5 protein-coding genes are annotated in these 12198 nt (G+C 63.1%); 4 read left to right on the plus strand and 1 reads right to left on the minus strand.

Annotated features, from left to right (window positions below; all coding sequences use genetic code 11):
* The first annotated feature begins 116 nt into the window (after positions 1-116).
* Complete coding sequence (locus tag DFO50_RS05130) at positions 117-2522, plus strand: hypothetical protein (protein ID WP_146745018.1); 2406 nt, start codon at positions 117-119, stop codon at positions 2520-2522.
* Positions 2523-2561: 39 nt separating this feature from the next.
* Here the strand turns inward: DFO50_RS05130 and DFO50_RS19100 are convergent, their stop codons facing one another.
* Positions 2562-2741: a hypothetical protein gene (locus tag DFO50_RS19100; RefSeq protein WP_107889402.1), complete on the minus strand. Its 180-nt coding sequence runs from the start codon at positions 2739-2741 to the stop codon at positions 2562-2564.
* A gap of 108 nt (positions 2742-2849) precedes the next feature.
* Here DFO50_RS19100 and DFO50_RS05135 point away from each other — a divergent pair, with 108 nt between their 5' ends.
* Genes DFO50_RS05135 through DFO50_RS05145 form a run of 3 tightly spaced genes read left to right on the plus strand, consistent with a single transcriptional unit; the run spans position 2850 to position 12194 of the window.
* Positions 2850-5120, plus strand: coding sequence for a hypothetical protein (locus tag DFO50_RS05135; RefSeq protein WP_158537406.1), 2271 nt, complete (start codon positions 2850-2852; stop codon positions 5118-5120).
* A 48-nt stretch (positions 5121-5168) separates the two neighbouring features.
* Positions 5169-7973, plus strand: a complete 2805-nt coding sequence (locus tag DFO50_RS05140; protein ID WP_112692156.1) for a Tc toxin subunit A — start codon at positions 5169-5171, stop codon at positions 7971-7973.
* A 54-nt stretch (positions 7974-8027) separates the two neighbouring features.
* Positions 8028-12194 (plus strand): neuraminidase-like domain-containing protein, encoded by a 4167-nt coding sequence (locus DFO50_RS05145; RefSeq protein WP_112692157.1) that lies wholly within the window; start codon positions 8028-8030, stop codon positions 12192-12194.
* Positions 12195-12198 lie beyond the last annotated feature (4 nt).

Raw genomic sequence — 12198 nt, forward strand, 5'->3', positions numbered from 1 at the left:
CACGATAAAACGCCAGGTGCCTCGCGTTCGCTGAATACCGTACCTGCTCCATGGTGTCCGTTGCACGACGATGGAGAGTCATCCGCCTGTATTTCATTCGGGCCGGGAGCCAGTTCATGTCTGAAAACTCCAAAAATGATCTGCTTGCCATGATGCTTGGCCATTCAATAACGCTTGGCTGGGATGCCATAAGCGTTTATCAAAGAAACAGCCTAAACGATATTATCTGGCAACAGTTTTCCCAATATATTTCGACAGGCGAATTATTTGATACTGCGGAAGAAGACATCCCGGGAAACCACGATCAGAATGGCGACAGCGTCTATATACATGCCAACAATCTGGTACTCGGGCAGCCCCGGCTTTCATTCGATACGGCAACGCTCGACGACGCGGCGGCATCGCTGCAGATACCGTTCCTGTCCGGATTTTTTTTCACGCTGAGCGAATCGCCTGGCGCACCGGTCGCCCTGACCGGATACCACACGGTTTTCCCGGACAGCGAGTTCAGCCTGGAACTGGGTTTGCCGCTGCAGCAAAGCAGCAGCGATGTTTCTCCCCAAAGCGACATCTACTTCGACCTGTCCGACGGCATCCCGGGCAGCGCCACTGTCAACCTGACCACGGACGACCGGACAAATCAGCAGATCGGCCAGTATTTCCTGGACAAATTCACCAGCATTGGCGTCTCTGCCAGGCACTATGTGCTGGCCACGCTGAGCACCGGCGACGATGAGACGCCACTGACCCCGGTGGCATTCGCCATCCGTACCCAGGCCGCGCCGGGCGGGGCGGGCGATGGCGCCGTGCTGGTCTTCGTCCAGACCCGCAACGGCACCGGCGGCACCCTGCCGTCGGCCGACTCCGGTTTCCCCTACCTGATTCCGGATGATTCGCAGGATGGCAGTGCGCTTTATTCCGGTTCGGTGCTTATTTCCAGTCGTGCCCTGTGCAACGATCTCGTGGCCCCTGCCTTTCAGGACCAGATTAGCGCAAACGGGCTGTCGCTCCAGCCCGGACAGAGCAGTACGAGCGGCCTGTGCGGATATCTGGTCGCCACCGGGGGGGTCGCACCGACGGACAGCGTCACGCTCTCATGGTCGGCCACGCACGAGGCCGACGAGTACGACTATACCGCGACCCTCTCGTCACTCGATTTTCCCTATGCGCCACAGGATGGCCCGGGTTTTACCCTGGTGCCGAATCTGACCGGCCTGTATCAGGAGTGGAACAACAATGAATCCTGTGTTATCCGGCTGCACGGCAGCAGCCCGCGGGGAAACAGCGACGGCGAGGAAACCCTCGATCCTGTTTTTTATTCGCACAGCCACTTTCCTGTTTCCATTTCGCCAGAAAACGCGGTCGCATTCCATTTGTCGCTCAATGAGCGGGATATTACCGTCAATCTGCCCGGCATAAGTGCACTGCTGAAAGCCTGGGACTGGCGCTGCGAACAGACCAATGAATTGCTGGCCACGCTCCGCGGCCTCGTGTCGCAGATTCTTCATTCTGCCGATACGATCGATCTTCCCGGTATCGCCCGGTTCACACTCGACAATCAGCTGTTCCCGGACGGCAGCACGCTGCAGCTCGGTGATGTTGCCATTCCCGGCGACATGGCCCTGTTCGGCCAGCTGGCTCCCTCGTCGTCCAGCCAGTCGCTGTTGCCACGGCAGGCAACCGTGGCGGCCGGCACCTCCTGCACCTTCACGCTGGAGGCCGACGGCGCAAGTGCTGTCACCTGGTCGATCGGGAACGCATCGGGCATCGATGTCACCGGCCGCATCCGGGCCAGCGCCAACGGCAGCGCCGTCTATCAGGCGCCGGACCGGGCGGCATTGAGCAGCGCATCGATGCCGGAAACCGTCACGGCCAGCTTTACTGCCCGCGATGGCAGCAACGGCAGGGCCAGTGCGGTCGTGGTCGTGTCCGGCAACGCCATCAATGTGAATCCGGGCTTCATTCTGGCCACGGCCGGCCAGGCACCGATCATTTTCACCGCCTCGGTGGCCGGGAATGCCGACACCACCGTCACCTGGAGCCAGGCCACGGAAACCGGATCCCCGCAACCGGGCGTCCACCAGGCCAGCTATTCCCCCGTCCTGGGCAGCGGCCAGTCCTGCGCACTGCAGACCGTCACCGCCAGCATCGGCAGTGCGACCGGTGACACCGCCACGGCCAGCGTACTGGTCATGGCGCCCGACACCACGCCTTCCCTGCTGGTCGGCGGTGGCTCCTGGCAGTCCGGCAACCCGTCGGAAGTCGTCACGGGAGGCCTGTTTCCGCTGCCGCCCTATGGCCAGCGACAACTGACCGCGCTGGAAGGCAATCCCGGCGATGGCAGCTATGCGAACGTCACCGCCAGTTGCACCTGGCAGATTCTGGACGACCCCCCCCAGGGGTCCATCAACCAGGGGCTGTATATCGCTCCGGCAACCATCACCACTTCCTGCGTGACCATTCTTGCCAGCAATGGCAGCCATTTCGGTTACACCGTCGTCCCGCTGGCGCCAGGCGACTGAGGTTTTTCCGACGCGCCCGTTTCAAGGAGTCCCATGATGTCAAACTCGAAAACCGACCTGCTTTCCGCTCTGGACGGCAAGTCCATCACGCTGGGCTGGAATGCCGTCGTCGTCTACAACCGCGACCGGATCAATGCCCTGTTTGCCCAGCAGTTCGCCCAGAAAACGGCCGCGGGAAACAATCTGGTGGTGCCGGATCAGGAAATCCCCGACAACCACTCGTCCAGCGCCAGCGACATCTATCTCAGTGTCAGCGATCTGGCGCTGGGACCGCCCCTGCTGTCGTTCGCCAATGCGGACCTCGACACTTCCACGGCCGCGCTGACCATGCAGTTCCTGTCCGGCTATTTCTTCTCGATTGCGGAGTCGGAAACGGCGCCCTCGACCATCAGCCGCTATGACGGGGTATTGCCAGACAGCAATTTCAACCTGACCGCCACGCTGGACCTGTCAAAAACCGAGGGGGACATCAGCAGCTCCGGCGATGTGTATCTTGACCTGTCCCAGGCCAGCGCGGCGGACATCAGTGTCAATCTGGTCGAAGGGCAATCCAATATCACGCAGTTGAGCACCTATTTTCAGCAGCTGTTCAATCAGGCAAGCGACGAGCAAAAACGGTACCCGCTGGGTTCACTGCAAAATATCGACAGCAGCAACCCGCTGAACCCGACGCAATTTGCACTGCGCACCCAGCCGGCCCCCACGGCCTCGGCAAATATTTCGGACAAGAGCTATGGCGACGGCGCCGTGGTCCTGTTCATCCAGACCGCAGCCAATACCAGCGGCACGACCGGCAGCCTGCCCTCGTCAGGCTCCGGCTATCCCTACCTGATTCCGGACGATACAGACAGTGCAGGCAATGCCCTGTACTCGGGCGCAGTCATTGTGGAAAGCGCAACGCTTTTCGACAGCATCATCAGACCGGCCTATCTGTCCCAGATCGGCAGCGATGACGTTGTACTGAACACCAAACTGCTGGACAACGGCACCGCCTCCCCGGCCAGTTATCTCATGGCAGCGACCGGGCATGTCCGTGGCGGCACGCTGGACATGTCATGGGAATTTTATGAAGAGCAACCTTATCCAGCCCCCACGGCGCATGTCATCGTTACTGTCCACACGTCCGACACCAATAAAAATCTCCAGCCAGTTCTTCTCGATATCACCGGCATGACGGTTGTGCCCTCTGCCCAGTCGATAAAACTAAGCTGGTCGGGACAATTCGACCAGTTCATCTATCAGCTGCACCACCAGCTTTCCCCGAATGATTTCCAAGACATTACCAACCAGAGCATGCGCATTTCCTACCCGCTCACCAGCACGTCGACACCTTCCGTCGATCCCGACAGCAATATTGTCAAAATCACCAACTCCCGGAGCAGCACGGACATTACGCTGGGCGGTTATCCCTGGTGCAACGAAATCGATGACGCCGAGTACCGTGATCAAATCACGCAGGACTTGTCCGGAGACACTTACTCGGCCATCGAGAAGCTGGCCTCGCTGCAGGTTCCGGATATCGATGTCTTTACCCTCAGCAACATGCTGTTCCCGAACGACAACGCACTGCAGCTCAGTGATGCCTCCGTCCCCGGCGACATGGCGCTGTTCGGTCAGATCAATCCATCGGCCACGACCTGCCTGCTGTCGCCGCTGCAGGCGACGGTCGTCGCCAGCAATCCGGCGCAATCCGCCCTGGTCAATGACACCCAGGTCTTCACCCTGACCGGACCGGCCGGCGCCACCATCAGCTGGTCGCTGAGCAACAACGCCGACGTCTGCACGGATGATCGCATCGAAGGTCGTGAAGACGGCATCAGCGCGACCTACAAGGCGCCGGATATCTCGCTGCTGAGCAGTGCATCGTTCCAGGAAGTCATCACCGCCGTCGCCGTTGTCGACAATGCCGACGGCACCACGAGCACGTATACCGCCAGCGCGGTTGCCATCGTGTCGGCCAACCCGATCAATATCAATCCGTGCTTCGCCTATGCCGTCTCCGGCAGCAGCGCGCCAATCACGTTCACCGCATCCGTGGTCAACAAATCAGCCGAAGATGCGGGTCAGCCCGCCTGGGGCGGCGCCACCGACACGACCCCCGACAGCGCCCCGCCCGGCATCTACACCGCCAGCTACACGCCGACCCTGTCTACGGGAGCATACGGGCTGGAAACCGTCACGTTCTCGATAGGCTCGGTCTCCGCCACGGCCAGTGTCCTGGTGGTCAAGCCGGGTCTCTACCCGACGCTCCATGTCGGTGCCGGCACCTGGCACGCCGGAGATACCGATCCCGATGAAGTCGTGGCCGGCAACCTGACCCCGCTGGCGCCCGGCGCATCGCGCCAGCTTGCGGCAATCCAGACCAACATGATGACGGGCGAAAGCACCGACATCGCCAGCACCCCCGGCTGCACCTGCTCCATTCTCGGCGCCCCGGTGCCGGATGACGGCTCACTGGGCTCCCTTTCCGCAACCGGGCTCTACACGGCGCCGGCCCTCGCCAAAACCACCTGTGTCGCCATCATGTTCATGACCACTTCCGGCAGTGACTTCGGCTACACCGTCATCCCCCTGCTGCCCGGCAAGACGGCGGCCTGAGCTTCGTCCCAACCGGCCGCGGCACCGGCCATCCGCAAAGGAACTGACATGCCCTCCACCCCTCTGCTTTCACAGTTGCTGCAACGGCACGGCCTCGACAGCAACACGTTCGACTCGCTGTTCGATATCGTCGGCCAGTCGAAAAGCGCCTTTGTCCGCCGGCATGGTTCCCGTCTCGGAGCCGGCGCCGCCAGCCTGTACGACGATGCGCTGCGCCAGGCGGTCCCGCTGGCCCGCCGCTATCGCACCCGCCGCCGGGGCGGCAGCGCCCCGGCGGCGCTGATCGACGGCCAGCCGACCTATCAGTCGCTGTTCCAGGAAGACTGGCACACATGCAGCCCGGAAGACGCGCTGGAAGCCAACGATTCCCCGGTCATCTATCTGTGCCGGCTGTACCAGTGGGCGCAGCAGATGGATGCGATCTCGGACGACGGCAGCGGCAGCATGATCCCGCTGACCACCCGCCGTCCCGATCTCGCATCACTGGTACTCGACCGGGTCAGCACCGACCAGACCGTCACCGCCCTGTCGCTGGTGAACGAGATCCTGGGCAAGGCGCTTGAGAGCTACACCGGCACCACCACGCTGAAAGCGCTCAACGACAAGCTGGCGGCAGCCCGCTTTCCGTTCACCCTGCCCTACGATTACGCCAGCCAGCAGATTACCCGCGGGCTGGACGGTGTCCGGTCGTCGCTGATGTCGCTGACCCAGCAGCTCGATACCGCATGGCCGTATTTCCTCGTCCCCGCGTTGTCGACCACGCAGGGGGAAACCGCCCAGCAACAGGGCAGCCAGCTGTCGACGGAACAGTACACGCTGCTGACCGAGCCCCCCCCGAGCACTTATTCCTACCCGACGAACTACGGTGTCGCGGACAGCAGCAGCCTGAAGACACTGTCCGGTTTCTGCCACCAGACCGGCCTGGCGGCCTGTGACGTGCAGGACCTGCTGTGCTCGCAGGGCAAGGACGCCGCCTACAGCGTGGTGGCCTCGCACAACGTGACCTCCCCGGCTCTCGTCGCCGCGCCAAACCAGTATGGTGCGGTCTACATTCACGGCGACAGCACGGCCGACACCAGCATCATGACCCTTGCCGCTGACAGCGGAGACCCGGATGCCTCGACCCTGACCCATACCAGCGACGATCGCTTCGACCGCATGAGCCGGTTCATCCGCCTGCGCAACTGGATGCAATTGCCGTTCGACCAGCTTGATCTGCTGCTGGTGTCGACGATGATGGCCGAGGGCAATGTGAAGGATAACACCCAGCCTGTGGACCTGCTGGCCAATGCCAATACGGTGCGGACGCTCGGCGTGTTCAGGGAACTGAACCGCAGCGCCACCATCAGTGCCGAAACCTTTGCCGCCTGGGTCGGCCAGATCACGCCGTATGCAGTCGGCAACAACGTCCCGTTCTACGACCGGCTGTTCAACAGCAATGGCCTGTTCAGCACGCCGCTGGTCTGCGATGGCAGCGCATTCTCGTCCAGCAGCACCACCGTCATCAAGCAGCTGTCTGCCGGCCTGGGCATTACCCAGGCCGAATACGAGCTGCTGGCCAGTCATGTATCGGCCAAGCAGAGTCTGACCTGCTCGCTGCCGGTATTCTCGGCCTTCTACCGGCTGGTGACCCTGCCGCGCGCCTTCGGCCTGAGTGTCACCGCCGGTCTCGGCATCATCAACCTGCTCGGTTCCCATGTGATCGGCACGCTGGCGGGCAAGCCTCCGGTCAACACCACGCCCAGCGACACCGCGCCGGACATCCTCGACATTATCGTGGCCTTCGCCGCCTGCGCCGACTGGATCAGCAGCCACGACCTGTCGGTGGCAGCCGTCACCTTCATGGTGCATGCGCCGACGGGTACGCTGACCGGCACCCCGGCCCAGACCACCCTGATCGACGGCATTGTCCACGATCTGGCGTCGACGCTGCTGACCGTGGACCGGCTGATCGCCGCCGGCGCACCGCAAAGCGACAGCGACGGTGCCGCCATCGACTGGGCCACGGCGCTGGCCAGCGTGCTGGATGCCAGCGGGCTGGTCATTGATCAGGCCGATCTGTCCGGCGCCATCGATACGGCACTGGCCGCCGTCAAGATCGACGCCGCCGCCAGCCAGCTGGTCAAGACACAGTTGCTGACGGCCGATACCGCCCAGCAGGGCGTGACCATCGCCGCGCTGTCCGGCTATCTGGATGCCGCTCCGGACTATCCGCTGCTGCTGCTGCAGTGGGCCGGCAGCGACAGCTACACCTTCCTGTCCACCACGCTGACGCTGGATGCGGATGGCGTCATCACGCCGACCGCGGACTACCTGAAACTGCTGTACACGCTGGGCCGCATCCAGGCGGTAGTGGTGAGCTTCGCGCTCAGCGCCGGTCTGGTGCAGACCTATGTGAACCATCCGGGCTGGTTCGGCGCCAGCGTCTCCAGCGGCGCCATTGCGGTCACCCTCGGTACGCTGTACGGCTTCAGCCGCTACAACGACCTGCTCGATGGCAGCACCGCCGATGAAAGCGCCCTGCTCGACTATCTGGCCGGCGTCAATGCCGCCACTCCGCCGAGTGCCGCCGTCGCGGCAAAGCTGCTGGCAGCCCTGATCGACTGGTCGGACAGCGAAGTCGCGAATGCGGCAGCGCAGATGGAGCCCTCCGGCAAGATCGCCAGGACGCTGCAGGAGATCGACGGCGTGCGGCGCCAGCAGGCGCTATGGCAGCAGACCGGCCTGTCGGCCGAGCTGCAGATCCAGCTCAGCGCACTGGTCCCCACCAAGACCGACGGTTATGCCGCAGCGGGCGAGTCCGTGGTCGCCGGCCTGAACAGCCGTCTGAACGGCACGGGCGAAGCCGGATAACCCGTCTTCCGCATCCCGCCTTGCCTTCCCCCATTCGCACCGCAGAGGTGAATCATGAGAAATCTCCATGCACAACTGGACGAGTCGCTGCGCGACGCATATGTCTCGTACTACCTTGGGCAGCTCGTACCCAATACGCCGGCGCTGTCGGCGGTCAAGACCGAAGCCGATCTGTATGAATACCTGCTGATCGACCCCCGGGTGGCGACCGACGTCACGACCAGCCGGGTCGCTCAGGCCATTGCCAGCGTCCAGCAATACATCAACGCCGTGATGCTGAACATGGAGCCCGGCCGCGCGTCGCTGCCGGCCGACGATGTCGCCGACTGGGCGCAGAGCGGCAGCCAGTACTCGATCTGGGCCGGTGACCAGGAATTGCAGGACTACCCGGAAAACTATATCGACCCGACACTGCGCGAGCGGAAGACCGGACTGTTCGGGTTGCTGGAAAACCAGCTGGCCGCCCACGCCCTGAACGACACGTCGATCCAGCAGAGCTTTCTCGCCTACCTGACCGGCTTCGAAACCATCAGCAACCTGAAGGTACTGAACGGCTACGCCGAATCGCCGGATTCGGGCAATGCGGTCTACTACCTGACCGGCCAGAGCAACATCGTGCCGAACCAGTTCTACTGGCGTTCACTGGACATGTCGGCACGCGACAGCAGTGGCGCGCTCAATCCGACCGCCTGGACCGAGTGGAACGCTATCGAGCTGGCGCAATCGGCCGATATCGAAATCATCCGCCCGTTCGTGTCCGGCGGCCGGCTGCATCTGGTCTGGCTGCAACGCGGTGAATTGCCGCAGACCGGGCCGGAGACGGATACCACCGAGTATTCGGAATACAAGCTGTGCTGTGCCTATCGCGGTTTCGACGGCAACTGGAGCGTGCCGCACACGCTGCGCAGCTGGAGCAGCCCGGACGGCACGACCGATGCCAGTGCCTACGATTACGAGCTGATTGCCGTCATCGACCAGCGACCGGACAAGTACAAGGCCGGAACCACGCCCGACTACACGTACTACAACGACGAAGACATCATCTACATTTCGCTGGTCGCGACGCAGACGGCTGACGCCAGCAAGGTCACCTATCTGAATGCGCCCTGCGACCTGCTGTTCACGCCACTCGGCGAACCGGCCGTGCCGAGCAGCGACTACGACAGCTTCGGCCAGTACCTGCACATGACGCTGTACAGTTCGGACAGCACGCTGCAGAGCACATTCAGTAAACAAACCGCCACCACCACCACAGCAACAGGGGCAAGCGGTTCGTCGACGCATCAGGCAGACATGGCGCTGAACATCATCAGCAGCACACTGAGTGCCGATGGCTCGCAGATCACTTACGTCCTCGAAGGCACGGACAGCTACACCAGCGCGGCCACCGGCAAGGGCACGCTGCAACTGACCAGCGCGGACGGCTCGGTGACCATCTGCAGTGCAAGCGTTGCGCTGAATGACAGCGGCAGCGCCAGTACCGGCCAGGGCAGCTGCACCGTCGCCTACAGTGCCGGCGCCACCACCACGGTTCAGCTGTCGTATACCGCCAGCACCTCCAGCGAGGAGATGGCAGACGACGCCGCCGTCAATTTCAAGATCACCACGGCCGAGAGTTATCCCGATACCAGCAACATTCCGATACTGAAAACGAATGCCGGCAACAATGCCCAGTATCTGGATTTCACCGGCAGCGACGACACCGGCGTCAATACGCTGCGCATCCGCCTGAACACCCAGATCGGCAAGGACCTGATTGCCCGCGCCAGCGCCTCGGTTGCCAGTGTGCTGAGCTGGGACACGCAGAACCTGACCGAACCGCCGCTGCTCAGCACGGATGCACCGGCCCCCATCGATTTCAACGGCGCGAACGGCCTGTATTTCTGGGAACTGTTCTTTCATGCCCCGCACCTGGTTGCCTACCGGCTGAACCAGGAACAGCAGTATGCAAAAGCGGCGCTGTGGATACATTATCTGTTCGACCCGTCGGCGCGACGTTCCGACGGCAGCTCGCCGCCGCCCTACTGGAACTCGCGCCCGCTGGTCGAGGCCGGCAATGCATCCTATGAGGCAGCGGGTCCGACCGATCCGGATGCCATCGCCTACTCGAATCCGGTCCACTACCAGAAGACGCTGTTCCAGTTGTATGTCCGCAACCTGATTGCGGCCGGGGATGCGTTCTACCGCACGCAGACCCCGGACAGCCTGAGCATGGCCAAGCTGATCTACCGCCAGGCGCTCGATCTGCTGGGGCCATTCCCGGGCGGGGAACTGGAGAACGACTGGGCGCCGGTCACGCTGGGCAGCGCCGTCTCCGCAGGCAATCCGGCGCTGCGGGACTTCGAGCGCACTCAGGCCGGGCCGACGCCGGTGCCGCAGGCCACACCGGCCCCCCACCCGCTGCTGGGCGCGCTGGACCTGCCCTCGCGGCCGCCGCTGAACTCGCAGTTGCTCGGTTACTGGTCGACGCTGGACAGCCGCCTGTACAACCTGCGCCACAACCTGAGCCTGACCGGGCAGCCGATGTCGGTGCCACTGTACGCGACACCGGCCGACCCGGCCCGGCTGATGGCCGCGCGTGGCGCCGGCGCCACGCCGCTGCAGGTGCTCGGCTACGCGGCAGCGCCAACCATTCCGGCCTATCGCTTCCAGGCACTGCTGCCCAGCGCCTACCGCGCCGTCGCCACGCTGAACCGCTTCGGCGATCTGCTGCTGTCGTATCAGGAACGGAAGGACCGCGCCAGCCAGGAAGAAATGCAGCAGGAACAACTGCTGGCCCTGTCTGCCTTTACCGTCAGCCTGCAGCAGCTGTCGCTGCAGGCGGCCAACGACACCCTGGATGTGCTGAATGCCAACCTGAGCAGCGCAACCGACCGCCAGACGCACTTCCAGCAGTTGGCCAGCAACGGCAACTCCACCCAGGAAACGGCCGCGATGGGGCTGCAGGGTACCGGGCTGATACTGGGGACGTCCTCCATTCCGTTCCTTGCCGCCGGTGCCGCCCTGGCAATGATGCCCAATATCAGGGGCACCGCCTGGGGGGGCGCCATGAAGCAGGCGCCCCTGCTGGCCACCGGAACCATTCTCCAGACCCTGGCCATCAGTCTCAACGGCTCTGCCGCGATCATCGCCGAGTCGGAAGCCTACGATCGTCGCAACAAGGAGTGGCAATTCCAGGCCGATCAGGCACAAGACGAGATCGATACGCTCCACCTCCAGGTCACCGTGCAGAATGTTCTGGTCACCGCGGCCCAGACTTCACTGGATCAGGCCAATGCCCAGCAGCAGCAGATTCTGGACATGAAAAATTTCCTGCAGACCCGGGACAGCAGCGGCTCCCTGTACCAATGGCTGGTCGGCCAGATGTCCGCGCTGTACAGCAGCGCCTACCAGGCAGTCCAGGCACTGTGCCTCGGCACCCAGGCGAGCTGGCAGTACGAAATGGGGGATTACAAGACCACCTTCGTCAACCCCAATGCCTGGGACGACAGCCACAAGGGCCTGACTGCCGGCGACACGCTGACGTTCAACCTGCAACAGATGGAAAACGCCTATCTGCAGCGCAACGAGCGCAGGCTGGAGATCGTCAAGACGGTAGCGCTGAGCACACTGCTCGGCAGTGACTGGAAAGGCAGCATCGTCACGCCCACCGACGGCACGGACACCAGCTATATCGATTTCTCCATCAATGAAGCGCTGCTGGACAGCGACTACCCGGGCCATTATCTGCGCCAGCTGAAATCGGTCAGCCTGACCCTGCCGGCCACGGTCGGGCCCTACCAGGATGTGCGTGCCACGCTGGCACAGTCCAGCAGTTCGGTACTGCTGACGGCGGATATCGCAGGCGTCAACTACCTGCTGGATCCGGACGGCAGCGGCGCATCCCCGGCCAATGTCATCACCAATCTGCGGCCAAGCCAGCAGATCGTGCTGTCCACCGGACTCAACGATGCCGGCCAGTTCGTGCTCGACATGTACGACCAGCGCTACCTGCCATTCGAGGGTACCGGCGCCGTCTCGGGCTGGCGGCTGACTTTCCCGCACGCCAGCGGCACAGATCAGGCGTCCCTCCTCGGCTCGCTGACCGACATCATTGTCCAGTTGCGATACACCGCCAGGGACGGCGGCCCGGCCTTCGCCAAGGCGGTCATTGCCGCGCAGACGGCACCGGCCGCCAGCGGCAAGGCGACAAAAACCGCGTCCCGGGCCACCCGTCACTGACCCG

This window comes from Microvirgula sp. AG722 (assembly GCF_003269145.1).
Classification (GTDB): Bacteria; Pseudomonadota; Gammaproteobacteria; order Burkholderiales; family Aquaspirillaceae; genus Microvirgula; species Microvirgula aerodenitrificans.

What these genes read in the sequence shown, in the direction of transcription:
- DFO50_RS05140 (WP_112692156.1), top strand. Translation starts at nt 5,169, where the DNA reads ATGCCCTCCACCCCTCTGCTTTCACAGTTGCTGCAACGGCACGGCCTC.
- DFO50_RS05145 (WP_112692157.1), top strand. Translation starts at nt 8,028, where the DNA reads ATGAGAAATCTCCATGCACAACTGGACGAGTCGCTGCGCGACGCATAT.
- DFO50_RS05130 (WP_146745018.1), top strand. Translation starts at nt 117, where the DNA reads ATGTCTGAAAACTCCAAAAATGATCTGCTTGCCATGATGCTTGGCCAT.
- DFO50_RS05135 (WP_158537406.1), top strand. Translation starts at nt 2,850, where the DNA reads ATGCAGTTCCTGTCCGGCTATTTCTTCTCGATTGCGGAGTCGGAAACG.